At 59.7% G+C, this 24,767-nt stretch carries 23 protein-coding genes and 1 tRNA gene; 11 read left to right on the forward strand and 13 right to left on the reverse strand.

The features are described from left to right. Nucleotides 1–171: 171 nt before the first annotated feature. The gene (locus LT42_RS00170; protein ID WP_037008838.1) at nucleotides 172–2,397 is read right to left on the reverse strand and encodes an NADP-dependent isocitrate dehydrogenase; all 2,226 of its coding nucleotides are present in this window, start codon (nucleotides 2,395–2,397) and stop codon (nucleotides 172–174) included. 543 nt (nucleotides 2,398–2,940) lie between these two features. Then, entirely contained in the window at nucleotides 2,941–3,207 is a 267-nt protein-coding gene (gene cspD, locus LT42_RS00175; protein ID WP_037008839.1) for a cold shock domain-containing protein CspD, read from the reverse strand. Between the two features lie 222 nt (nucleotides 3,208–3,429). On the opposite strand from cspD, the gene clpS reads away from it, so the two are divergent. Then, entirely contained in the window at nucleotides 3,430–3,795 is a 366-nt protein-coding gene (gene clpS, locus LT42_RS00180) for an ATP-dependent Clp protease adapter ClpS (RefSeq protein ID WP_037008841.1), read from the forward strand. Nucleotides 3,796–3,824: 29 nt separating this feature from the next. Further along, nucleotides 3,825–6,095, forward strand: coding sequence for an ATP-dependent Clp protease ATP-binding subunit ClpA (gene clpA / locus LT42_RS00185; protein WP_037008843.1), 2,271 nt, complete (start codon nucleotides 3,825–3,827; stop codon nucleotides 6,093–6,095). A gap of 301 nt (nucleotides 6,096–6,396) precedes the next feature. Here clpA and infA read toward each other — a convergent pair whose 3' ends face one another. From infA to aat, 3 genes are all read right to left on the reverse strand, one after another. Further along, entirely contained in the window at nucleotides 6,397–6,615 is a 219-nt protein-coding gene (infA, locus tag LT42_RS00190) for a translation initiation factor IF-1 (protein WP_002553999.1), read from the reverse strand. Between the two features lie 101 nt (nucleotides 6,616–6,716). Then, nucleotides 6,717–7,424, reverse strand: a complete 708-nt coding sequence (locus LT42_RS00195) for an arginyltransferase (protein ID WP_037008844.1) — start codon at nucleotides 7,422–7,424, stop codon at nucleotides 6,717–6,719. Nucleotides 7,425–7,471: 47 nt separating this feature from the next. Then, complete coding sequence (aat, locus tag LT42_RS00200) at nucleotides 7,472–8,161, reverse strand: leucyl/phenylalanyl-tRNA--protein transferase (RefSeq protein ID WP_037008845.1); 690 nt, start codon at nucleotides 8,159–8,161, stop codon at nucleotides 7,472–7,474. Nucleotides 8,162–8,598: 437 nt separating this feature from the next. Between aat and LT42_RS00205 the strand changes: the two genes are divergently transcribed. The 6 genes from LT42_RS00205 to cysG all read left to right on the forward strand — a co-directional run bounded on the left by LT42_RS00205 (nucleotide 8,599) and on the right by cysG (nucleotide 16,139). Next, entirely contained in the window at nucleotides 8,599–11,004 is a 2,406-nt protein-coding gene (locus tag LT42_RS00205) for a DNA translocase FtsK (RefSeq protein WP_037008846.1), read from the forward strand. Between the two features lie 76 nt (nucleotides 11,005–11,080). Continuing rightward, the gene (gene lolA, locus LT42_RS00210; protein ID WP_037008847.1) at nucleotides 11,081–11,704 is read left to right on the forward strand and encodes an outer membrane lipoprotein periplasmic chaperone LolA; all 624 of its coding nucleotides are present in this window, start codon (nucleotides 11,081–11,083) and stop codon (nucleotides 11,702–11,704) included. Between the two features lie 18 nt (nucleotides 11,705–11,722). Continuing rightward, nucleotides 11,723–13,048 carry a replication-associated recombination protein A gene (locus LT42_RS00215; protein WP_037008852.1) on the forward strand — a complete coding sequence of 442 codons (1,326 nt, stop codon included), beginning with the start codon at nucleotides 11,723–11,725 and terminating at the stop codon, nucleotides 13,046–13,048. Next, the gene (gene crcB, locus LT42_RS00220; RefSeq protein WP_037008854.1) at nucleotides 13,045–13,419 is read left to right on the forward strand and encodes a fluoride efflux transporter CrcB; all 375 of its coding nucleotides are present in this window, start codon (nucleotides 13,045–13,047) and stop codon (nucleotides 13,417–13,419) included. Before LT42_RS00215 ends, crcB begins: the two co-directional genes overlap by 4 nt. A 44-nt stretch (nucleotides 13,420–13,463) precedes the next feature. Then, nucleotides 13,464–14,744: a serine--tRNA ligase gene (gene serS / locus LT42_RS00225; RefSeq protein WP_037008855.1), complete on the forward strand. Its 1,281-nt coding sequence runs from the start codon at nucleotides 13,464–13,466 to the stop codon at nucleotides 14,742–14,744. Beyond that, the gene (gene cysG / locus LT42_RS00230; protein ID WP_037008856.1) at nucleotides 14,745–16,139 is read left to right on the forward strand and encodes a siroheme synthase CysG; all 1,395 of its coding nucleotides are present in this window, start codon (nucleotides 14,745–14,747) and stop codon (nucleotides 16,137–16,139) included. Nucleotides 16,140–16,273: 134 nt separating this feature from the next. On the opposite strand, the gene LT42_RS00235 is transcribed toward cysG, so the two are convergent. From LT42_RS00235 to LT42_RS00265, 7 genes are all read right to left on the reverse strand, one after another. Further along, nucleotides 16,274–17,275, reverse strand: coding sequence for a glutathione S-transferase family protein (locus LT42_RS00235; protein WP_037008858.1), 1,002 nt, complete (start codon nucleotides 17,273–17,275; stop codon nucleotides 16,274–16,276). A 96-nt stretch (nucleotides 17,276–17,371) separates the two neighbouring features. Further along, nucleotides 17,372–18,373 carry a glycosyl transferase family protein gene (locus tag LT42_RS00240; protein WP_037008861.1) on the reverse strand — a complete coding sequence of 334 codons (1,002 nt, stop codon included), beginning with the start codon at nucleotides 18,371–18,373 and terminating at the stop codon, nucleotides 17,372–17,374. Beyond that, nucleotides 18,370–18,705 (reverse strand): TusE/DsrC/DsvC family sulfur relay protein, encoded by a 336-nt coding sequence (locus LT42_RS00245; protein ID WP_037008864.1) that lies wholly within the window; start codon nucleotides 18,703–18,705, stop codon nucleotides 18,370–18,372. The genes LT42_RS00240 and LT42_RS00245 overlap by 4 nt, the downstream gene beginning before the upstream one ends. Then, nucleotides 18,702–18,998 (reverse strand): sulfurtransferase complex subunit TusB, encoded by a 297-nt coding sequence (tusB, locus tag LT42_RS00250; protein ID WP_037008866.1) that lies wholly within the window; start codon nucleotides 18,996–18,998, stop codon nucleotides 18,702–18,704. Before tusB ends, LT42_RS00245 begins: the two co-directional genes overlap by 4 nt. Beyond that, entirely contained in the window at nucleotides 18,998–19,360 is a 363-nt protein-coding gene (gene tusC, locus LT42_RS00255; RefSeq protein ID WP_037008869.1) for a sulfurtransferase complex subunit TusC, read from the reverse strand. The genes tusB and tusC overlap by 1 nt, the downstream gene beginning before the upstream one ends. 1 nt (nucleotide 19,361) lies before the next feature. Then, the gene (gene tusD, locus LT42_RS00260) at nucleotides 19,362–19,754 is read right to left on the reverse strand and encodes a sulfurtransferase complex subunit TusD (protein ID WP_037008872.1); all 393 of its coding nucleotides are present in this window, start codon (nucleotides 19,752–19,754) and stop codon (nucleotides 19,362–19,364) included. Between the two features lie 111 nt (nucleotides 19,755–19,865). Beyond that, nucleotides 19,866–20,537 carry a Bax inhibitor-1/YccA family protein gene (locus LT42_RS00265; protein WP_037008875.1) on the reverse strand — a complete coding sequence of 224 codons (672 nt, stop codon included), beginning with the start codon at nucleotides 20,535–20,537 and terminating at the stop codon, nucleotides 19,866–19,868. 168 nt (nucleotides 20,538–20,705) lie between these two features. Between LT42_RS00265 and LT42_RS00270 the strand changes: the two genes are divergently transcribed. Next, nucleotides 20,706–20,796: transfer RNA gene (locus LT42_RS00270), tRNA-Ser, on the forward strand. 164 nt (nucleotides 20,797–20,960) lie between these two features. After that, nucleotides 20,961–23,102: a methyl-accepting chemotaxis protein gene (locus LT42_RS00275; protein ID WP_037008878.1), complete on the forward strand. Its 2,142-nt coding sequence runs from the start codon at nucleotides 20,961–20,963 to the stop codon at nucleotides 23,100–23,102. 77 nt (nucleotides 23,103–23,179) lie between these two features. On the opposite strand, the gene LT42_RS00280 is transcribed toward LT42_RS00275, so the two are convergent. Next, on the reverse strand, nucleotides 23,180–23,380 hold the full coding sequence (locus LT42_RS00280) for a hypothetical protein (RefSeq protein WP_037008881.1): 201 nt from the start codon (nucleotides 23,378–23,380) through the stop codon (nucleotides 23,180–23,182). A gap of 319 nt (nucleotides 23,381–23,699) precedes the next feature. On the opposite strand from LT42_RS00280, the gene LT42_RS00285 reads away from it, so the two are divergent. Then, nucleotides 23,700–24,584, forward strand: a complete 885-nt coding sequence (locus LT42_RS00285) for an EamA family transporter (RefSeq protein ID WP_037008883.1) — start codon at nucleotides 23,700–23,702, stop codon at nucleotides 24,582–24,584. The last annotated feature ends 183 nt before the right edge of the window (nucleotides 24,585–24,767 follow it).

Here is a 24,767-nt window from a genome sequence, read left to right on the forward strand (position 1 = left end):
CAATCCGAGTTTACGAGGGTCGCGAAGCGGATTGTCAGGTAAACCGCATTCGCGACCGTCGTAACCTCCGATGGCTCCTACAGGGAGCGGAGTCAGCAAAAAAAAGCCCCGGCGCAAAGGCCAGGGCTTCTCATCGCACTCAGCAGCTTTGCAGCCGCCGATCGGAGCGCCTTACTTCAACGCGTTGATCGCGTCGTTCAGGGTCTTGCTTGGACGCATGGCCTGGCTGGCCAGCTCCGGCGTTGCGAAGTAGTAACCGCCGATGTCCAGAGGCTTGCCTTGTACGCTGTTCAGCTCAGCGACGATGGTTGCTTCGTTGTCAGTCAGGGTCTTGGCCAGCTCGGTGAACTTGGCCTGCAACACGGTATCTTCGGTCTGCGCCGCCAGGGCCTGAGCCCAGTAGGTGGCCAGATAGAAGTGGCTGCCACGGTTGTCGATACCGCCGACCTTGCGCGACGGCGACTTGTTGTTGTCCAGGAACTGACCGGTGGCCTTGTCCAGGGCAGTGGCAAGCACCAGCGCTTTAGGGTTGTTGTAGACGTTGCCCAGGTGCTCGAGAGAAGCGGCCAGTGCCAGGAATTCGCCAAGCGAGTCCCAGCGCAGGAAGTTTTCTTCGTTCAACTGCTGCACGTGCTTGGGTGCCGAACCGCCCGCGCCGGTTTCGAAAAGACCACCGCCATTCATCAGTGGCACGATGGACAGCATCTTGGCGCTGGTGCCCAGTTCCATGATCGGGAACAGGTCGGTCAGGTAATCACGCAACACGTTGCCGGTCACCGAGATGGTGTCCTTGCCGGCGCGGATACGCTCAAGGGACACCTTCATGGCGTCGACAGGCGACTTGATGGTGATGTCCAGGCCGGTGGTGTCGTGATCCTTCAGGTACTGCTCGACCTTCTTGATCATCACCGCATCGTGCGCACGCTCGGGGTCCAGCCAGAAAATGGCCGGGGTGTTGCTCAGGCGCGAACGGTTGACAGCCAGTTTGACCCAGTCCTGGATCGGCGCGTCCTTGGTCTGGCACATGCGCCAGATGTCGCCGGCTTCAACGTTCTGTTCCATCAAGACCTGACCCTTGTCGTCAGTCACGCGGACCACGCCGTCGGTTTCGATCTGGAAGGTCTTGTTGTGCGAGCCGTACTCTTCGGCTTTTTGTGCCATCAGGCCCACGTTTGGCACGCTGCCCATGGTCGTCGGGTCAAAGGCGCCGTGTTGCTTGCAATCTTCGATGACGGCCTGGTAGATGGTCGCGTAGCAACGGTCCGGAATCACGGCCTTGGTGTCCTGCAGGACGCCGTCGTTGTTCCACATCTTGCCGGAATCACGAATCATCGCAGGCATCGAGGCGTCGACGATGACGTCGCTCGGCACGTGCAGGTTGGTGATGCCTTTGTCGGAGTTGACCATTGCCAGGGCAGGGCGGGTCGCGTAGACGGCTTTGACGTCCGCTTCGATCTGCGCTTGCTGGTCGGCTGGCAGGTCTTTGATGCGGGCGTACAGGTCGCCGATACCATTGTTCAGGTTGAAGCCGATTTCCTTGAGAACGTCAGCGTGCTTGCTGAGCGCTTCCTGATAGTACTCGGCAACAAACTCGCCAAACATGATCGGGTCGGAGACTTTCATCATGGTGGCTTTCAAGTGGACGGAGAACAGAACGCCAAGCTTCTTGGCGTCTTCGATCTCACGCGCCACAAACGCACGCAGCGCTTTCTTGCTCATGACGGCGCAGTCGATGATCTCGCCTGCCAGTACAGGCGTTTTGTCTTTCAGCACGGTGGTGCTGCCGTCTTTACCGATCAGCTCGATCTTCACAGCGCCGGCGGCTTCGATCAGCGAGGATTTTTCGCTGCCGTAGAAATCGCCGTTGTCCATGTGCGCGACGTGGGACTTGGAGTCCGCCGCCCATGCGCCCATTTTGTGCGGGTGCTTGCGTGCATAGTTCTTGACGGAAAGCGGCGCGCGACGATCGGAGTTACCTTCACGCAGAACCGGGTTCACGGCGCTGCCTTTCACTTTGTCATAGCCAGCCTGGGCAGCCTTGTCGGCTTCGGTGACGACTTCATCCGGGTAATCCGGAATGTCGTAGCCCTTGGCTTGCAGCTCCTTGATCGCGGCCTTCAGTTGCGGCACCGAGGCGCTGATGTTTGGCAGCTTGATGATGTTGGCTTCCGGCGTGGTCGCCAGTTGGCCCAGCTCGGCCAGATCGTCAGAAACCTTCTTGTCACCCAGGCGCTCGGGAAAGCTGGCGAGGATGCGGGCTGCAAGCGAGATGTCGCGGGTTTCAACGGCGATGTCAGCGGAGGCGGTGAACGCTTCGATGATAGGCAGCAGTGAGTAGGTGGCGAGGGCTGGCGCTTCGTCAGTGAAGGTATAGATGATCTTCGAGCGGTTGGACATATTCGGGATAACTCTCTTCTTTGCTGAGCGTACACAAAATTTCGAGATGCGCAGGGTAGGCACTTTCGCCCAATTTACCGATGAGCCGAAAGTCGAGAATTTCGTCGCGTTGTAGGGGGTGCATCAGTCGAGCGTCAAACGGTCGGAGCCGGATAGCGGTTCGGCCTGCGGAGGGCTGAGCATCCGGTTTCGTTGGCTCGACCCTCGATGACCCAACGGTCATCGGCCCGAGTATATCACCGCACCCGGCCATTACTATGCCGGTCATGCGAAGGGTTTGAAGGGCTGGCGGCCGGTTTGCCTGTGGCATAAGTGAGAGGGGTTTTCTGCAATGTTGCGTCAGCCCTTGCGTTACGGGGCCTGCGGCAACCTGACGCACCTGGCGCAGGGGGGTAATGCGTAGCCTGAAGTCAGATGCTTTTCGACTAAAGGAGCACGTGCGGCGTGAATCAATACCCACAAAAAAGCCGGCCAACCCTATATAAGGTTGGCCGGCTTCCAGAAATCGCGCTTGAACGGTCCGGCTCAGGCGTGATGGTAACGCTATGCCTGTTGCTTCTCGAACTCTCTTTCGTGCGTGCGAACCGCTTCAGGAAGCGCCGCGGCCTGCTGTGCAACGATCTTTACGGCATGGAGGCCCTTGGGCCCCTGGATGATTTCAAAATTGACCGGCTGCCCGGCCTTCAGTGTCTTATAGCCATCCATAGTGATCGCCGAGTAGTGCGCAAACAGGTCTTCCGACTTGCCGTCTTCAACGATGAAGCCATACCCCTTGGCGTTGTTAAACCACTTGACCTTACCGCTTAGCATAGTCACATCCCTCTGCAAAGGACTCCGATGGGAGTATCATCACCTCTCATCCGCCGGACCTAAAAAATTTTGGTTGACTGCGCGGACCCTTTTTACCCAATGTGGGTTCTATTGTTTGTAACACCGATTGGCCGATAGTCAAGGCCAAGCGACGGTCCAGTTGAAATACGGTATCGCCGCCACCATTTAATTCAATCACGTCCTCTGTGAACCTTCTTTACCATGCATGCATTCAGCAAGATTCGACTAACATTCAATCAGAATGACCCGCAGCAGCCCCATGAGGACGACGCGTCGGGTATCGCTGTACAGGAAGCCGAGCCGACATTGCAGGTGCCGCCTATGTATAAGGTGGTTTTGTTCAACGATGACTACACCCCGATGGATTTCGTTGTCGAAGTGCTCGAGGTGTTTTTTAACCTGAATCGTGAGCTGGCGACCAAGGTCATGCTGGCCGTCCATACAGAGGGACGGGCCGTTTGCGGGTTGTTCACCCGTGACATTGCCGAGACCAAGGCTATGCAGGTCAATCAGTACGCCAGGGAAAGCCAGCATCCGCTACTCTGTGAAATCGAGAAGGACGGTTAACGCCGGACACTTGGGTATGAGGTGAAGCTATGTTAAACCGTGAGCTCGAAGTCACCCTCAATCTGGCTTTCAAGGAGGCCCGCTCCAAACGTCATGAATTCATGACCGTCGAGCACCTTCTGCTGGCCCTATTGGACAATGAGGCTGCCGCCACCGTACTGCGTGCCTGCGGCGCAAACCTCGACAAACTCAAACACGACCTCCAGGAGTTCATCGACTCCACCACGCCGCTGATCCCCGTCCACGACGAGGACCGCGAGACCCAACCTACACTCGGCTTCCAACGCGTTCTGCAACGTGCGGTTTTTCACGTGCAGAGCTCCGGCAAGCGTGAAGTTACCGGTGCCAACGTACTGGTAGCGATTTTCAGCGAGCAGGAAAGCCAGGCAGTGTTTCTGCTCAAGCAGCAGAGCGTTGCCCGTATCGATGTCGTCAACTACATCGCCCATGGCATTTCCAAAGTGCCTGGGCATGGCGATCAGTCTGAAGGTGAGCAAGATATGCAGGACGACGAGGGCGGTGAGTCTTCTTCTTCAGGCAATCCTCTGGATGCCTATGCAAGCAACCTGAATGAGCTGGCCCGTCAAGGCCGCATTGATCCGCTGGTAGGCCGCGAGATGGAAGTCGAGCGCGTCGCTCAGATCCTCGCGCGGCGTCGCAAGAACAACCCGCTGCTGGTGGGCGAGGCGGGGGTGGGCAAGACCGCCATCGCCGAAGGTCTGGCCAAACGTATCGTCGATAATCAAGTGCCGGACCTGCTCGCCAACAGTGTCGTTTATTCCCTCGACCTGGGTGCGTTGCTGGCCGGGACCAAATACCGCGGGGATTTCGAAAAGCGCTTCAAAGCGTTGCTGGGCGAACTGAAGAAACGCCCTCATGCCATTCTGTTCATCGACGAAATCCACACCATCATTGGTGCAGGTGCTGCGTCGGGCGGCGTGATGGACGCTTCCAACCTGCTCAAGCCGTTGCTGTCTTCGGGTGATATCCGTTGCATCGGTTCGACGACGTTTCAGGAATTTCGCGGCATCTTCGAGAAAGACCGTGCCCTGGCGCGTCGCTTCCAGAAGGTCGACGTTTCCGAGCCATCGGTTGAAGACACTATCGGCATCCTGCGTGGCCTGAAAGGCCGGTTCGAGCAGCATCACAACATCGAGTACAGCGATGAGGCACTGCGCGCTGCAGCCGAGCTGGCGTCGCGCTACATCAATGATCGTCACATGCCCGACAAGGCAATCGACGTGATTGACGAGGCGGGTGCCTACCAACGCCTGCAACCTGTTGAAATGCGCGTCAAGCGCATTGAAGTGCCGCAGGTTGAAGACATCGTGGCCAAGATTGCGCGGATTCCTCCAAAGCACGTCAACAGTTCCGACAAGGAGCTGCTGCGTAACCTGGAGCGCGACCTGAAGCTGACGGTATTTGGTCAGGATGCGGCCATCGACTCGCTGTCCACTGCTATCAAGCTGTCGCGCGCGGGCCTCAAGTCGCCGGACAAGCCGGTCGGTTCGTTCCTGTTCGCAGGGCCTACTGGCGTGGGCAAGACCGAAGCGGCGCGTCAGTTGGCCAAGGCGCTGGGTATCGAGCTGGTGCGGTTCGACATGTCCGAGTACATGGAGCGTCACACCGTATCGCGACTCATCGGTGCGCCGCCGGGTTACGTCGGGTTCGATCAGGGCGGTCTGTTGACCGAAGCGATCACCAAGCAGCCGCATTGTGTGCTGTTGCTTGATGAGATCGAGAAGGCGCATCCGGAAGTCTTCAACCTGCTGCTGCAGGTCATGGACCACGGCACGCTGACGGATAACAACGGGCGCAAGGCGGATTTCCGCAACGTGATCGTGATCATGACCACCAACGCGGGCGCCGAGACTGCAGCGCGTGCTTCGATCGGCTTCACTCATCAGGATCACTCATCTGATGCCATGGAAGTGATCAAGAAGAGCTTTACGCCTGAGTTTCGCAACCGTCTGGACACCATCATCCAGTTTGGTCGCCTCAGTCATGAGGTCATCAAAAGCGTGGTGGACAAGTTCCTCACCGAGCTTCAGGCGCAGCTGGAAGACAAGCGCGTATTGCTGGAAGTGACCGACGCGGCGAGAAGTTATCTGGCCGAAGGTGGTTACGATGCGGCAATGGGGGCGCGTCCGATGGCACGTCTGATCCAGGACAAGATCAAGCGTCCGCTGGCCGAAGAGATTCTCTTTGGTGAGTTGTCCGAGCATGGCGGTGTGGTTCACATCGACTTCAAGGACGGCGAGATCACGTTCGACTACGAAACCACGGCCGAAATGGCCTGACGTTTCGTTAGGGGCACACACTCAAAAGGCGCCGATTGGCGCCTTTTTTGTTGGCTTCATGGCCGTGATTCGTGACCCATGGTGGGACGTGACGCTTCGTGCAATCTGTAGGAGCCGGCTTGCTGGCGAACGCGGTCGTTCAGGGATGGATATGTCGGCTGGCACAATGCGTTCGCCAGTAAGCCGGCTCCTACGGGGACACGGCGCTACAAAGATGGCGAGCTTTCAAACAGAAGGCGAGGCATGAATCCTGCGCCAACAAAAACGCCCGGCAGATGCCGGGCGTTTTTGTTAAGACCTGTTAGCGGGCGCGGTAAGTGATGCGCCCTTTGCTCAAGTCGTAGGGCGTCAGCTCAACGCGGACCTTGTCGCCGGTAAGAATGCGGATGTAGTTCTTGCGCATCTTGCCGGAGATGTGCGCGGTTACGACGTGCCCATTTTCCAACTCCACACGGAACATGGTGTTGGGCAGGGTGTCGACGACAGTGCCTTCCATTTCGAAGCTGTCTTCTTTCGACATGCAGTAGAGCCCTCGGTATCCAATGAATGGCCCGGTGCAAACGGCAGCCAGGCAAAAGCGGGCTGCATTGTGCCCGAAAACTGAGGTTTAAGCCAAGGGCTTCAGTAAAGAGTGACCCATCTTTGATTCGTGAGCAGTTCGATAGGCCGATATTGGGTCTTGTAATTCATCTTTTTGCAGTTCTTTATCCAGTAGCCCAGGTAAACAGCGTGCAACTGCATGCGCGCCGCTTCGGCAATCTGCCAGAGGATGGCGTAGCGGCCAAGGCTGCGACGCTCCTCGGCCGGCTCGTAGAACGTGTAGACGGCTGAAAGCCCGTTGGGCAGCAGGTCGGTGACGGCGACCGCAAGCAGGCGACCCTCCAGACGAAACTCGTAGAACCGTGAAAACGGCAGGTCCCGGACCAAAAACGTGGAAAACTGATCACGGCTGGGTGGAAACATGTCGCCATCGGCGTGGCGCTGCTCGATGTAGCGCTGGTAGAGATCGAAATACTCTTCGCTGAAATGCGGTTTGATGCTAGTGACTTCCAGGTCGACGTTGCGCTTGAAAATACGTTTTTGCTGGCGATCAGGCGTGAACAGCCCGACCGGAATTCGCGCAGGCACGCAGGCACTGCAATTCTGGCAATGCGGACGGTACAGATGATCGCCACTGCGGCGAAACCCCATGTCAGAGAGATCGGCATAGACCTGAACATCCATCGGCTGGCTGGGGTCGAGAAACAGCGTTGTGGCTTGTTCCTCGGGCAGGTAGCTGCAGGAGTGGGGTTGAGTGGCATAGAACTTCAGCCGCGCCAGCTCGGTCATGATCAACCCTCGAAAAAAACTTGAGTTAAGAGTGTATGCCAGCCATATCAAACTCGCCTAGGCAGCCAGTCGGCACAATTGTCTGCGTCCAGATGTTCGCCCAGCCATTGGGCGAAGGTCTGACGTGGAATGGACCGCGCACCGAGGCTCTGCAGGTGTTGAGTGGGCATCTGACAATCGATCATGACGAAGCCCCATGCCTTGAGGTGTCCGACCAGCGTGGCAAAGCCGACCTTGGAGGCGTTGTCGGCGCGGCTGAACATGGACTCGCCGAAAAACAACCTGCCCATGGCCAGTCCGTACAGGCCGCCTACCAGTGTGTCCCCATCCCAGACCTCAACGCTGTGCGCAAAACCGCGGGCGTGCAGTTCGATGTATGCCGCCTGCATTGAACCGGTGATCCAAGTGCCGTCCGCGTAGGCCCGAGGTTCGGCGCACGCCTGGATGACGGCCGCAAAGTCTTGATCGAAGGTGACCCGATAACGATTCTGGCGCAGCAGCTTGCCCAGGCTGCGCGAGACATGAAGCTCGTCGGGAAACAGCACGGTGCGCGGGTCCGGCGACCACCAGAGAATCGGTTGGCCCTGCTGATACCAGGGAAAACACCCGTGGCGGTACGCCGCAATCAGGCGGTCGGCGGACAAGTCACCGCCGCCCGCCAGCAACCCGTTGGGCTCGCGCATGGCTTTTTCCAGCGGTGGGAATTCCAGGGTGTCGCGTTGTAACCAGGTCAGCATGGCATCCAGACTTTACGAGAGGGGAGGGGAGGCCGCGCCGGCGTGCAACTCCGTTGTGCAATTGCGGTCACAGGCGCTTGGTTGTGCCCCGACGCCCGGCTGCAGAGCAGTTGCTTCCAGACGTGGCCTTTTGACAGTTCAGGAGTACGGCAGGCACGGCGCATAAGTCTTTGTCGCCAAACAAAATGCGTGCTCCAATTGCCTTCGGCCGTCGAGGCTTGAAGATCCGCAAGCCCCGCGCCAGACTAACGTAGCGCGCGGCGTGCAAATCCGTACAATGCCGTTGTTGTTTAACCTTATTTCAAGTCACCTGTCGAGCTTGGGTTAGCGCCATTGTGGTTTCCATGGCCGTCAGGAGCGTCACTGCCATTTCGTCAAGGCAGTCGTACACAGTCAATCACCAGATGTTCGCGCTTGCGCGCAGGAATTGAAGCGTTTTGAAGAAATCCACCATAGCACCCACCCCCGTTCCGCTCTGGCGGCAGCATTTGCACTACCGGCTCAAGGAAGGTGCACTGATTGCGTTCGGCGCCCTGTGTCTTTATCTGATCATGGCGCTGCTGACCTACGATCAGGGCGATCCAGGCTGGAGCCACACGAGCAGCTCGGCTCAGGTGCAGAACGCTGCAGGCCGCGCCGGCGCGTTCTCGGCCGACATCCTGTTCATGATTCTCGGCTACTTCGCCTACATCTTTCCGCTGTTGCTTGGGGTCAAGGCTTATCAGGTGTTCCGCCATCGTCACGAACCGTGGCAGTGGAGCGGCTGGCTGTTCTCCTGGCGCACGATCGGTCTGGTGTTTCTGGTCCTGGCCGGCGCATCGCTCGCGCATCTGCATTTTCATTCGGCGTCGGGCCTCCCGGGCTCGGCCGGCGGCGTGCTGGGCGAGGTGCTTGGCGATCTGGCCAAGCGCGCGCTGAATGTGCAGGGCAGCACGCTGTTGTTCATTGCGCTGTTCCTGTTCGGCCTGACCGTCTTCACCGACCTGTCCTGGTTCAAAGTCATGGACACGACGGGCAAGATAACGCTGGACCTGGTCGAGCTGTTCACCGGCTCGCTCAACCGTTGGTGGGCCGCCCGCAACGAGCGCAAGCAAATGGTTGCCCAGCTGCGAGAAGTTGACATGCGTGTCGACGAGGTCGTTGCGCCAGTCGCCCCTGATCGACGCGAGCAGGCCAAGGCCAAAGAACGCCTCATCGAGCGCGAACAGGCGTTGACCGAGCACATGGCGGCTCGCGAAAAGCACGTTCCGGCGGTTATCGCTCCGGCACCCGCTCGTGTGCCAGAGCCGAGCAAGCGCGTACAGAAAGAAAAGCAGGCGCCATTGTTCGTGGACAGCGCCGTGGAAGGTACGCTGCCGCCGATCTCGATCCTCGACCCGGCAGAGAAAAAGCAGCTCAATTACTCGCCCGAATCGCTGGCAGCAGTGGGTCACCTGCTTGAAATCAAACTCAAGGAGTTTGGGGTTGAGGTCTCGGTGGACTCGATCCATCCAGGTCCGGTCATCACCCGCTACGAGATCCAGCCGGCGGCCGGCGTAAAAGTCAGTCGCATTTCCAACCTGGCGAAAGACCTGGCGCGTTCGCTGGCAGTGACCAGCGTGCGGGTTGTCGAGGTCATTCCCGGCAAGACCACTGTCGGCATCGAGATACCCAACGAGGACCGCCAGATCGTGCGCTTCTCCGAGGTCCTTTCGACGCCGGAGTACGACGACGCCAAATCGCCCGTCACGCTGGCGCTGGGTCACGACATCGGCGGCAAGCCGGTCATCACCGACCTTGCGAAGATGCCTCACCTGCTGGTTGCCGGTACCACCGGTTCCGGTAAGTCGGTGGGTGTGAACGCGATGATCCTGTCGATCCTGTTCAAGTCCGGCCCGGAAGACGCCAAGCTGATCATGATCGACCCGAAAATGCTCGAGCTGTCGATCTACGAAGGTATTCCCCATCTGCTGTGCCCGGTGGTAACGGACATGAAGGACGCTGCCAACGCCTTGCGCTGGTCGGTGGCCGAAATGGAGCGTCGTTACAAACTGATGGCCAAGATGGGCGTGCGTAACCTGTCCGGTTTCAACCAGAAGGTTCGCGAGGCGGAGGAGGCCGGTACGCCGCTTTCCGATCCGCTGTACCACCGCGAGAGCATTCACGACGAAGCACCGCTGCTGACCAAGCTGCCGACCATCGTTGTGGTGGTGGACGAGTTCGCCGACATGATGATGATCGTCGGCAAGAAGGTTGAAGAACTCATCGCCCGTATCGCGCAGAAGGCCCGAGCGGCAGGTATCCACCTGATCCTGGCGACCCAGCGTCCGTCGGTTGACGTCATCACCGGTCTGATCAAGGCAAACATCCCGACGCGGATGGCATTTCAGGTGTCGAGCAAAATCGACTCCCGGACCATCATCGACCAGGGCGGCGCCGAGCAACTGCTGGGCCACGGTGACATGCTTTACATGCCGCCAGGCACCAGCCTGCCGATCCGGGTGCACGGCGCGTTCGTGTCCGACGAAGAGGTTCACCGCGTGGTCGAGGCCTGGAAACTGCGCGGCACGCCGGACTACAACGACGACATCCTCGCCGGCGTCGAGGAGCCAGGCAGCGGCTTCGATGGCGGTGGCGGCGGCGGTGATGGCGAGGACAGCGAAAGCGACGCGCTTTACGACGAAGCCGTCAAGTTCGTACTTGAAAGCCGACGCGCCTCGATCTCTGCCGTGCAGCGCAAGCTGAAGATTGGCTACAACCGTGCCGCGCGGATGATCGAAACCATGGAAAATGCCGGCGTCGTGACAGCCATGAACACCAACGGCTCGCGTGAAGTGATTGCGCCAGCCCCCGTGCGTGACTGACACTTCCCTGTCATGCCTGACCGGGCGGCGCCTCTACGGCGGCGTCCGGCTTCAACCACACTCAAAGAGGAATCCCATGCGTCTTATCCGCATGTTGTTGGTATCTGCACTGGCTTTTTCCGCCCTCCCGGCCCTCGCCGACAGCAAGGACGTGGCGCGCCTGACCCAACTGCTGGAGAACTCCAAAACCCTGAGCGGGCGTTTCTCCCAGCTCACGCTGGACGGCGGTGGCACCCAATTGCAGGAAACCACTGGCGAGATGACTCTGCAGCGCCCCGGCCTGTTCTATTGGCACACCGATGCGCCCCAGGAGCAGCTGATGGTTTCCGACGGCAAGAAGGTGTCGCTGTGGGACCCCGACCTGGAGCAGGTCACCATCAAGACCCTCGATCAGCGCCTGACCCAGACCCCGGCGCTGTTACTGTCGGGTGACGTGTCGAAAATCAGCGAAAGCTTTGACATCACTGCCAAGGAAGCGGGCGGTGTGATTGACTTCGTGCTCAAGCCCAAATCCAAGGACACGCTGTTCGACAGTCTGCGACTGTCGTTTCGCAACGGCATGATCAACGACATGCAGCTGATCGACAGTGTTGGGCAACGCACCAATATCCTGTTCACCGGCGTCAAGGCCAACGAGCCTGTCGCGGCGAGCAAGTTCCAGTTCCAGATCCCTAAGGGCGCTGACGTCATTCAGGAATAAAAGGGGTTCGCCTGTTTCATGGACCTGTTCAGCAGTGAACCGATCGCACAGCCGTTGGCCGCCCGCCTGCGGGCGACCAATCTGGACGAGTACGTTGGCCAGCAGCATTTGCTCGCCCACGGCAAGCCGCTGCGCGAGGCGCTGGAGCAGGGTGCGCTGCATTCGATGATCTTCTGGGGGCCGCCCGGCGTGGGCAAGACCACGCTGGCGCGGTTGCTGGCCAAAGTCTCGGACGCGCATTTTGAAACAGTGTCGGCGGTGCTCGCGGGGGTCAAGGAGATCCGCCAGGCGGTGGAAATCGCCAAGCAGCAAGCCGGTCAGTATGGCCGCCGGACGATTCTGTTCGTCGACGAAGTTCATCGCTTCAACAAATCGCAACAGGATGCGTTCCTGCCCTATGTTGAGGATGGCACGCTGATTTTCATCGGCGCCACCACCGAAAACCCTTCTTTCGAACTGAACAACGCCTTGCTGTCCCGCGCCCGCGTCTATGTGCTCAAAAGCCTGGACGAAGCTGCGCTGCGCCAACTGGTCAACCGTGCGCTGACCGAAGAGCGCGGGCTGGGCAATCGGCATCTGACGCTCGGTGATGAAGCATTCAAGACGCTCCTGGCCGCAGCGGACGGCGACGGTCGGCGCATGCTCAACCTGCTGGAGAACGCCTCGGACCTTGCCGAAGACGGCAGCGAGATCGATCCCGAATTGCTGCAAAGCCTGTTGGGTGACAGCCGCCGTCGTTTCGACAAGGGCGGCGAAGCGTTCTACGACCAGATTTCCGCGCTGCACAAATCCATCCGCGGTTCCAACCCGGACGCTGCGCTGTACTGGTTTGCGCGGATGATCGACGGCGGTTGCGATCCGCTGTATCTGGCGCGGCGCGTGGTGCGCATGGCCAGTGAAGACATTGGCAACGCAGACCCGCGCGCCTTGCCGCTGTGCATGTCCGCCTGGGACGTGCAGGAACGCCTCGGCAGCCCGGAAGGCGAGCTGGCCGTTGCCCAGGCCATCGTTTATCTAGCCTGTGCGCCAAAGAGCAACGCCGTCTACATGGGTTTCAAGATGGCCATGAGGGAAGCCACCGAGCACGGCTCGCTGGAGGTTCCGCTGCACCTGCGCAACGCGCCCACCAAGCTGATGAAGCAACTCGGTTACGGCGAAGAATACCGCTACGCCCACGATGAGCCGGACGCGTACGCGGCGGGTGAGGATTATTTCCCCGACGAGCTCGAGCCTCGCCAATACTATCAGCCGGTCCCGCGGGGCCTTGAGCTGAAGATCGGCGAAAAACTCAAACACCTTTCGGCGCTCGACCGCGCCAGCCCCCGTCAGCGGAGAAAACCGTGATTCAGTTGATTCTTGCTGTGTCCGCCGGTGGCGTGGCTGGTACATTACTGCGCTTCGCGGCCGGTAATGTGGTGGCCGCGAACTGGCCGCGCTATTTCTATACGGCGACGCTGGCGGTGAATCTGGTGGGCTGTCTGCTGATCGGGATGCTGTACGGGCTGTTCATGATCCGCCCGGAGGTCCCGATCGAAGTGCGCGCCGGGTTGATGGTCGGGTTTCTGGGTGGGCTGACGACGTTTTCGTCATTCTCGCTGGACACGATTCGTCTGCTTGAAAGCGGCCAGGCGCCTTTGGCCATTGGCTACGCCCTGATCAGCGTGCTGGGCGGACTGCTTGCCACCTGGGCAGGCCTTTCGTTGACCCGAATATAATCGCTTCACATTTAATAACCCTGATTCAATAACGAGGCAACGATATGCTCGACTCCAAACTGCTGCGTACCCACCTTCAGGACGTAGCGGATCGCCTGGCTTCCCGTGGCTTCACACTGGACGTGGCTCGCATCGAAGCGCTGGAAGCCCAGCGCAAGACGGTGCAGACCCGCACTGAACAGCTTCAGGCCGAGCGTAACGCCCGATCCAAATCCATCGGCCAGGCCAAGCAGCGCGGTGAAGACATCGCACCGCTGATGGCTGACATCGACCGCATGGCCGAAGAGCTGAACGCCGGCAAAAAAGAGCTCGACGGTATTCAATCCGAGCTGGACGCCATGGCTCTAAGCATGCCGAACCTGCCCCATGAGTCGGTGCCGGTCGGGGCTGATGAAGAAGAAAACGTCGAAGTGCGCAAATGGGGCACGCCAGCGTCGTTCGATTTCGCCGTGCAGGACCACGTCGCGCTGGGCGAGAAGTTTGGCTGGCTCGATTTCGAAACCGCTGCCAAGCTTTCCGGCGCGCGCTTTGCGTTGTTGCGCGGACCGATTGCGCGCCTGCACCGTGCGCTGGCGCAGTTCATGATCACACTGCATATCAATGAACACGGTTACGAAGAGGCTTATACGCCGTACCTGGTTCAGGCCCCGGCATTGCAGGGCACCGGCCAGTTGCCGAAGTTCGAGGAAGACCTGTTCAAAATCTCCCGCGAAGGCGAAGCCGATCTCTACCTGATCCCGACCGCTGAGGTGTCACTGACCAACATTGTTTCGGGTGAAATCCTCGATCCGAAGCAGTTGCCCCTCAAATTCGTTGCCCATACGCCGTGCTTCCGCAGCGAAGCGGGTGCGTCGGGACGCGACACGCGCGGCATGATCCGCCAGCACCAGTTCGACAAAGTCGAGATGGTGCAGATCGTCGAGCCGACCAAATCCATGGAAGCGCTGGAAAGCCTGACCGGCAACGCCGAGCGCGTCCTGCAGTTGCTTGAGCTCCCTTATCGCGTGCTGGCCCTGTGCACCGGCGACATGGGCTTCAGTGCAGTCAAGACTTATGACCTGGAAGTGTGGATTCCGAGCCAGGACAAATACCGCGAGATTTCGTCGTGCTCCAATTGCGGCGACTTCCAGGCGCGACGCATGCAGGCTCGCTGGCGCAACCCTGAAACCGGCAAGCCAGAGCTGGTGCATACGCTCAATGGCTCCGGTCTGGCAGTCGGCCGCACGTTGGTGGCGGTGCTCGAAAACTACCAGCAGGCCGACGGTTCGATCCGCGTGCCAGAGGTTCTAAAGCCCTGGATGGGCGGCATCGAGGTCATCGGCTAAATGGAATTTCTGCCGCTGTTCCATAACCTTCGTGGCGCGCGCGTGCTGGTCGTGGGCGGCGGCGAGATTGCCCTGCGCAAATCCCGCCTCATCGCCGATGCGGGCGCGGTGCTGCGTGTTGTTGCCCCTGACATCGGCACAGAACTGCGCGAGCTGATCGACAGCAGCGGTGGCGAGCAGATTCTGCGCGGCTACACCGAATCGGACCTCAACGGCTGCGTGCTGATCATCGCCGCCACCGACGACGAGCCTCTCAATGCGCAGGTGTCAGCTGACGCTCGTCAACGCGGGGTGCCGGTCAATGTGGTGGATGCTCCCTCACTCTGCAGCGTGATCTTCCCGGCGATCGTCGACCGCTCGCCGCTGGTCATTGCCGTGTCCAGTGGTGGCGACGCACCCGTGCTTGCGCGACTGATCCGCGCCAAAATCGAGACCTGGATTCCGCCGACCTATGGGCATCTGGCGGGGCTGGCGGCGCGCTTTCGCCATCAGGTGAAAGGCCTGTTTCCCAACGTTCAGCAGCGTCGAGCATTCTGGGAAGAGGTTTTCCAGGGGCCCATCGCCGACCGGCAACTGGCCGGGCAGGGCGCTGAAGCCGAACGCTTGCTGCAGGCAAAGATCGACGGAGATGCGCCGGCCGCGACCGGTGAGGTGTATCTCGTCGGCGCAGGTCCGGGGGATCCCGACCTGTTGACCTTTCGTGCGCTGCGCTTGATGCAGCAGGCGGACGTGGTGCTCTACGACCGTCTGGTAGCCCCGGCAATTCTGGAGTTGTGCCGTCGTGACGCTGACCGGGTCTATGTCGGCAAGCAGCGCGCCGATCACGCTTTGCCGCAGGATCAAATCAATCAGCAGTTGGTTGATTTGGCCAAACAAGGCAAGCGCGTCGTGCGCCTGAAAGGCGGCGACCCGTTCATTTTCGGCCGTGGCGGCGAAGAAATTGAAGAACTGGCTGCCCACGGCATCCCATTTCAGGTGGTGCCCGGGATTACCGCTGCCAGCGGTTGCGCCGCGTACGCCGGCATTCCTCTGACCCACCGCGATCATGCCCAGTCCGTACGCTTCGTGACCGGTCACTTGAAAAACGGCACCACCGATCTGCCATGGAAAGACCTTGTCTCGCCGTCGCAGACCCTTGTGTTCTATATGGGCCTGATCGGGCTGCCGATCATTTGCGACGAATTGATCAAGCACGGGCGCTCCGCGGACACGCCCGCTGCGCTGATCCAGCAAGGCACCACGGTTCATCAACGCGTGTTCACCGGTACGCTGGCCAACTTGCCACAGTTGGTCGCGGAGCATGAGGTTCATGCGCCGACTCTGGTGATCGTGGGAGAAGTCGTCACGCTGCGGGACAAGCTCGCGTGGTTCGAAGGGGCGCAGGCGAGCGTCTGATTGCGCTCACCTCATTTGTGGCTAGCGTTTAAAACGGCCAGCAACACCACCCGCTGTGGGAGTGACCGGGGTGGCACTCCCACAGGTTTTGCGCTGGAGGGTGAGGCGGGTTTCAGCGCATTAAGCGACGCCCATCAGTGTTGCTGCAAAATCCCTTTCCCGCTCAATCGATCGCGATCGTGCTCGCCGCTGAAATCCTGCTGCGGCCCCTTCGGCACAATGCCGGTCGGGTTGATGGTAGCGTGGCTGCCGTAGTAGTGATGCTTGATGTGCTGGAAGTCCACGGTGTCGGCCACCCCTGGCAGCTGATACATCTCACGTACCCAGTTGCTCAGGTTCGCGTAATCGGCAACACGCCGCAGATTGCACTTGAAGTGCCCGTGGTACACCGCATCAAACCGGATCAGCGTGGTGAACAGGCGAACGTCCGCTTCGGTCAGGTATTCACCCGCCAGATAGCGCTTCTCGCCAAGTAGTTGCTCCAGCGCGTCCAGTTCGGCGAAGACTTCATCGAACGCTTCTTCATACGCCCCTTGAGAAGTGGCGAAACCCGCGCGGTACACGCCGTTATTCACGGCCGGATAAATACGGTCGTTGAGACGGTTGATCTCTTCACGAAGCGCTTCCGGATACAGATCCAGATGATTGCCGGTCAGGTCATCGAACGCCGAGTTGAACATGCGGATGATTTCAGACGACTCGTTGCTGACGATGCGTTTGAGCTGCTTGTCCCACAGCACTGGCACGGTGACCCGGCCTGTGTAGTCCGCGGTGTCGGCCAGATAACGCTGGTACATGAACGTGTGGCCGTCGAGCGCATCGCCGGTGGAGCCGGTCTGCGGGTCGAAGGTCCAGCCGTTTTCGCGCATCAGCCAACTGACGACCGAGACGTCGATCAGGCTCTCCAGGCCCTTGAGTTTGCGCACGATCAACGTGCGATGCGCCCACGGACAGGCCAGCGACACATACAGATGGTAGCGGCCGGCTTCGGCCTTGAAGCCGCCTTCGCCCGACGGGCCGGGGCGTCCGTCGGCGGTGACCCAGTGACGGCGCTTGGCTTGTTCACGCTGGAACGCGCCGTCTTTGCTGCTCTCGTACCACTGGTCTTGCCAGCGGCCTTCGACGAGGAGGCCCATGTCTGACTCCAATTAATGTGTACTGATGTACGTTGGAGGTCAGTCTAAAGACAATCGTTCGAACAAATGGCGCAAAGACTGGGCGGTTCCTATCGGTTAAATCGATTTATCGCGGCTGGCCCAGTAGCGTTCCGCACGTTCAAAGGCTTCAGCCCGCGGCATGCCGAGGCCACGCAGCGCCAGGGCCATCGTCGAAATCAGAGCCAGTTGCGGATAGCTGTCCTGCAGATCGCCGCGCCATATCGCGACCAGGTGATCGGGATCGAGCGTGGCGGGTTTGACGTGGCGGCGGTCCGACAGAGCAGGCCATTCCTCATCCCATGGCTGGCCGTGGGTGGTGCCATACAGATGGCTGATCGTGTCCGGGTTGATTTCAACTTCGCCGCCGTCGCCTTTGACCACAATCGCGTGGTCTCCCAGCAAACCGCTGGCGTCGCGATGCACGGCTTGATAGCCCGGGTGAAAAATACTCTGCAGACCGCAGCGTGCGCCCAGCGGATTGAGAATGCGCGCCAACGAGTGAATTGGCGAGCGCAGGCCGAGGGTGTTGCGCAAGTCGATCATGCGCTGCAGCTGCGGCGCCCAGTCTCCCAGAGGGATGAATGCGATGTTGTGCTGCTCCAGCGCCTCACCCACTGCCTGCCAGTTGCGGCACAACGGGATGCCCAACAGCTCCAGCAACTGCTCACTGTAAAGGCGGCCAGCGGTATGCGCACCGCCGCCATGCATCAGCACTCGCACCCCATTCTGCGCCAGGCATTTGGCCGCGAGCAGGTACCACGGCAGATGACGCTTCTTGCCGGCGTAGGTCGGCCAGTCGATGTCTACGCTGAGTTGGGGTGCGTTCAGGCGTTCGCGCACGGCTTCGGTAAAGCCCGCCAGTTCATCCGGGCTCTCTTCCTTGTGCCGCAGCAGCATGAGAAACGCGCCGAGCTGGGTGTCCTCGACTTTTTCATCGAGCACCATGCCCATTGCTTCCCTGGCTTCGGCGCGGGTCATGTTGCGAGCGCCGCGTTTACCTTTGCCCAGGATACGTACGAAGGGTGCGAACGGGTGTTCGTCAGGGGTTTGGGTGACGAGGGGGGCGTAGTCGGTCATAGGCAATTGGTCGGCTTTGGCAGGCCCGCCAGCTTGGCGGCAAGTTTGGCGGGAGTGCCGTTGAACAGGCGATTAAGGTGCAGGCTGTTGCCTTTCTCAGCGCCCAGTTTCAGCGCGGTGTACTTGACCAGAGGGCGAGTGGCCGGGGACAGCTGGAATTCTGAGTAGAACGAACGCAGCAGTTCGAGGATTTCCCAATGCTCGGGAGTCAGGCTTATCGCTTCCTCCCGGGCCAGGGCTTCGGCTACCTCTTTGGACCAGTCATGCAGGTCTGTAAGGTAGCCGTCCTTGTCCAGGGCAATATCACGCCCGTCAACGGTAAGCGTCTTCATAGCCACGTGTTGACCTTGTCGTAATGCACCGACAGCGCGACAAATCCTGCGTAATCGACGCTCTGCGCCCACTCAGGCAGCGCGATGCCTCTGGCCTCGGCGTCTTCATCGAGCACATACACGCTCAGGCCAGTGCTTTTGGTACGCAACGCTTGAGCAACGGTTCCTGTGCCCAGCGCATAAGCGGCGTCGCCGCACAGCAGGACCCCATCGTCGGGGCCGAGCACGCGCAGGCAACTGCTCAGACGCGAGTCGGTGAAGGGGGAATGAGAAAGTACGTGCAAAGTCGCCATCAGATTGTGATCACTTGGTCGTAACGGTCGATGAGCGCAGCGATCTGCGCGTCATCCAGTACCTCAAGCGGGTCTACGCTGAAGCCGGTCGCCTGCATGCCACGTTCGTTGAGACTGAAGCGGCAGGCGAACAGATCTTCCACGCCAAACATCGACAAGGCCTGAAGATTGGCCGTGAGGTCCTTCTGCTGCAACAGGGTGGCATTTTGCACCGGTGCCAGTTGCAGTACGCCATCGTCCATAAACAACATGGCCACGGGCAGGTCGAACGCGCCGCCCGCCAGCGCGATGTCCAGCGCCTCTCTGGCGTCGGGGCCGGCCCACGGTGCCTGCCGGCTGATGATCAATAATGACTTCGCCACTTTACGGCCCTCCAAAGCAGATCAAGCGATCCGCCGCTTGCACCGCATCATGCAACTGGCCAAGCCCCGACAGTTCCCAGGGCGCTGGAAGATTCGCCGCAGGGCGTGAATAACGCTCCGCTTCTTCCACATTCAGGACCCCTCGACGCAGGGCGGCGGCGATGCACACCACGCCATCGAGTTGGTGCGTACTGACGAATTCGCGCCATTGCGCAGCGGTGTCCGACTCGTCTTGAGGTGAAACCACGTTGCCGGACGCGCTGTGGACGCCGTCCTGGTAGAAAAACAGCCGCACGATTTCATGACCTTCAGCCAGCGCGGCCTTGGCGAACAGCAGCGCGCGTCGGGAGGAGGGCGCGTGTGCGGGTGAATGGAGGGCGATGGCGAATTTCATGGTCGGCTCAGTGGGTCGCTGACAAGGCATATGAGCGCAATGATAAAGAATTCACGAACGCCGGACAGCAAAAAGCCCGCCGAAGCGGGCTTTTTGTTAATGAGGCAGCGATCAGTCTTTGCTGCCCATGATGCCGAAGATCTGCAACAGGCTGATGAACAGGTTGTAGATCGACACGTACAGGCTGATGGTCGCCATGATGTAGTTGCGCTCACCGCCGTGAATGATCGCGCTGGTCTGGAACAGAATGCAGACCGACGAGAACAGCACGAAGCCGGCGCTGATCGCCAGTTGCAGGCCGCTGATCTGGAAGAACATGCTGGCCAGAACCGCCGCGAGCAGCACGAAGAAACCTGCGGTGATGAAGCCGCCGAGGAAGCTCATGTCCTTGCGGGTGATCAGCACGTAGGCCGACAGGCCGCCGAATACCAGCGCCGTCATTGCGAACGCCGAGCCGACGATTTCAGCGCCGCCCTGCATACCGATGTAACGGTTGAGAATCGGGCCGAGGATGAACCCCATGAAGCCAGTCAATGCGAAAGCAGAAACCAGACCCCACGCCGAATCGCGCAGTTTGTTGGTGAGGAAGAACAGACCATAGAAGCCGATCAGTACGACGAAGACGTTCGGGTAACGGAAGTTCATCTGTTGCGAGACGAACGCCATGATGCCACTGAAGGCAAGGGTGAGGGCCAGAAGGCCGTAAGTGTTGCGCAGGACGCGGCTAACCTCTAGCTGCTCGACCTGCACGCGGTTGTTGACTGCGTAATCCTGTTCGCGCATGGCGCTACTCCTGATGGTGAAAATGAAGGGTTTGAAACCTCAAGTTGCAAAGATCATAACAGAGGCGACGCAGCGCGCTAGCCGGAGAGTTTGACAGCTTGTTTCATTACGGTATTATGGCGCCCGCAATGCGACGCAGGGTGCTCGGAACCCTACGTCAGAAGCTTCGGGGAATTGGCAGAGTGGTTGAATGCACCGGTCTTGAAAACCGGCGAACGTTAATAGCGTTTCTAGGGTTCGAATCCCTAGTTCCCCGCCAAACGCAGTAAAAAGAGCCCCGCGAATGCGGGGCTTTTTTGTTTTCGGGTTTGGTGGGCGACGATTCCTTTCGCCGTTCGGATCCTGATACCCGAATACCTTCAATTCAGTAATGAGCAGATGCGCCGATATACGTTGCATACCCGACGTATCCAAGGCACACCCATGTTCAATCGCTTCTCTATTCAGTGGAAAATCACGCTGCTCGCAGCCCTTTGTCTGTTGTTCATCGTCACGCTGCTGGTCGCTGCTTCGTTGTATCAGTCGCACAGCAGTGCCCGGATTGTTCAGGCTTCCAGCACCGCCATGCTGCAAGAGTCGGCGCAGAAGCGCATGGCTGCTCGCGGCGAGACCCAGGCCCTGAGCATCCAGCGCTATTTCATGGATGTTTACCAATACAGCGACGGCTTCACCCGGCAAATAAAGATGCTGATTGCCCAGGCCCGGCAGCACGACATTGATTCAAAATCCGTACGTGCCGATCTGTCCTCGCAAATACACGACGCCCTCCAGGCCAAGCCCAATCTGCTGGGACTGTATGTGGTGTTCGAGGCCAACGGTCTTGATGGCAAGGACGAGCAGTTTTTGGACCAGCCGGCGTTGGGCAGTAACGAAAAGGGCCGCTTCGCCTTGTACTGGTCACAGTCCAGTGACGGGACACTCGAAGCTGAGGCCATGAAGGAGAAAGTGCTCACCGACACCACCGTGATGAGCAACGGCGCCCCCTATAATTTCTGGTACACCTGCGCCGTCACCAGCGGAAAAACCTGCGTACTCGATCCCTATGTGGACGACGTGGACGACGTTAAAACCTTGATGACCAGCATCGCCGTTCCCCTTGTCGTGGATGGCAAAGTCGTGGGTGTCGTCGGCGCTGACATCAGCCTGGCCAGCCTTCAAGGGATCAGCGACAAGGCAAGCGCCGAGCTGTACGACGGCCAGGGTCGTATCAGTATCGTCAGCCCGCTGGGCTTCTTTGCTGGCCATAGCGGCGACGCCTCCGTACTGGGCAAACCCTTGAGCACGGGTTTTGGTGCCCAGAGTGACGAACTCATTCGCCTGACGGCCAGCGGCCAGTCGCAAATGCTGCATCAGGGCCCGATGCTGCAGGTGCTGGAGCCGCTGATCCCCATTCCAGGCGCCAAGCCGTGGAGTGTCCTGCTCGAAGTGCCGGAAGAAATCCTCACTGCACCGGCGAGAAAGCTTGAGGCGGAACTCGACAGCCGCCGCGCCAGCGACAGTCGTATGGCGCTGGGCATTGGCTTGCTGGCCGTTATCGCCGGCCTGGTGCTGATGTGGCTGACCGCCCGTGGCGTCACTCGCCCGATTCTGAAGGTGGCGGACATGCTCAAAAACATTGCCACCGGCGAAGGGGACCTTACCCGGCGCCTGGAGTATAAAAAGGACGATGAGCTGGGTGAGCTGGTGAGTTGGTTCAACCGCTTCCTCGACAAGCTGCAGCCGATTATCGCCGATGTGAAGCTATCGGTTCTGGACGCACGTTCCACCGCTGACCAGTCTGCGGCTATCGCCAGACAAACCAGCGATGGAATGCAGCAGCAGTTCCGGGAAGTGGATCAGGTGGCTACCGCCTTTCAGGAAATGAGCGCCACCGCCCATGACGTGGCCCACAATGCAGCGCAAGCCGCCGAAGCCGCCCGCAGTGCTGACGAAGCGACCCATGAAGGGCTCGCCGTCATCGACACCACCACCACGGCCATTGAACTGCTGGCCGACAAAGTGACAATGGCCATGGGGGAGGTCGAAGGTCTTTCCCACAGCAGCCAGCAGATTGGCTCTGTACTGGAAGTGATCCGCTCGATTGCCGACCAGACCAATCTTTTGGCACTCAACGCGGCCATCGAAGCTGCCCGGGCCGGTGATGCCGGACGAGGTTTCGCTGTAGTGGCTGACGAAGTGCGCAGCCTTGCCAAACGCACACAGGATTCGGTTGAAGAAATACGCCAGGTGATCGAAGGCCTTCAAAGTGGCACGCGCGAAGTCGTCGGCACCATGGGTGCAAGCCATGAACAGGCGCAGAACAGCGTACGTCAGGTGGAGCTCGCGGTGAGTGCTCTCAGGCGCATCAGTACAGCCGTCGGGATGATTACCGACATGAACCTGCAAATTGCCAGCGCCGCCGAAGAACAGAGTCTGGTGGCGGAAGAGATCAACAGTAACGTGGCTGCCATTCGCGACGTGACTGAAAGCATTTCCCGCCAGGCAGGCGAGTCGGCGCAAGTCAGCCAACAGCTCAATAAACTGGCCAACCATCAGCAAGCACTGATGGGGCAATTCAAAGTCTAGGGAGGCTGGCGTCTCCCGGCTGGACGTTGGGCTCGTCGTTCAGCTGCCTGAGGTGACCGGTCCCACGGCGCCTGCGCTTAAAGGTCGGCGTCGCCCAGTAGCTCGCCGGAATTTCTCTTGCCCGCCAGCTTTGGTTGATCCTTGTGTCGACCCAACACGAAATCCGGACCGCTGTTGCCCGACACAACGGCCAGCAGCGTCCAGCCCTTGCCCAGTAGATCGTTGGCACCCGACGTGCTACTGGTGGTGATGACTTCGGCGACATCGTTATAGTCCATCGGTCCTGCTCCTTTGCTGCATGGATGGCCGTTCCAGCATGGTGCGGCCTAGGGTGGGCTGTCTGCCATCTGCCGAACCCCGCCGCAGCGATCACCAGGGTTTGTTTGCTCTGGTATCGTTCCCGGAGGGTTCAGTTCTCGTTATTCCGAGAATGGCTCGAGCTGTTAGTTCCCGGTTTTTCGAGGGGGTAGCCCTCGGCCGGCGACTTCTCGCTCTGATGCAAGACCCGCCCGGTTGAACGCATCCGTGTGCTCCTGCACAATTTGCCGCGCCCCATTTCACCCAGCAGCGCGCTGCTATCGCCTTTTAAGGAACCCCATGCCGTTTAAAGATCTGTGCCTGGCTTTGCTTGTCATCGTTGCATGGGGGCTGAATTTCATCGTGATCAAATACGGCCTGGATGGCCTGCCACCGATGTTGCTGGGCGCGCTGCGATTCACGCTGGTTGCGATTCCGGCGGTGTTTTTCATCCGCCGTCCGAAGCTGCCCTGGCTTTGGTTGCTTGCCTATGGGTCGACCATCTCCTTCGGGCAGTTCGCCTTTCTGTTCGAGAGCATGGCGCACGGCATGCCGCCAGGACTGGCCTCGTTGCTGCTGCAAGCGCAGGCATTCTTCACGCTGCTGTTCGCGGCGATATTCATCGGTGAGAAATTACGCGTCTACAGCGTCGCTGGCTTGCTCATCGCCGCTGGCGGGCTGACGCTTATCGGCATGGGCACAGGGGCTGCAACCCCGTTGCTGGCTGTGTTGCTGGTGTTGTGCGCCGCGTCGATGTGGGCATTGGGCAACATCATTACGCGCCGGTTTGGAAACGTCGATCTCGTCGCGTTGGTGGTCTGGGGTGCGATCGTTCCGCCGCTGCCGTTTCTGGCGATGTCGTGGTGGCTGGAAGGCCCGGCGCTCATTGAGCACTCGTTGCTGAACCTGAGCTGGAGCTCGGTGCTGTCGCTGGCGTATCTGGCCTTCGTGGCCACCCTCTTTGGCTATATCAGCTGGAGCAAACTGTTGTCTCGCTACCCGGCGGGCAAGGTCGCGCCGTTTTCACTGCTGGTGCCGGTGGTCGGCCTGAGTTCTTCAGCGCTGGTTCTCGGCGAGCGCCTGAGTCTGCTGCAATGCGCAGGCGGCGTGCTGGTGATGTTGGGGCTGACGGTCAATCTGCTCGGGCCCAAACTGTTCGGCAGCGTAAAGCGCGCAGCCGCGTGATACCGCCTTATGGCTAGTTTCGGACGCAGCACATCACCCAAATGACAGCATGAATCAGAAGCCTTATCAGGTGATAACGCTTTGCATTAACATTTTATGAAAAAGTTGTTAGGATCGGCGCCCTCATAGCTCTTCGCCATGCGGTTCGTCGCTCCTCAGGGTGCCGTGCCGCAGATCAGCACG

The sequence above is a fragment of the Pseudomonas lutea genome, assembly GCF_000759445.1.
GTDB lineage: Bacteria > Pseudomonadota > Gammaproteobacteria > Pseudomonadales > Pseudomonadaceae > Aquipseudomonas > Aquipseudomonas lutea.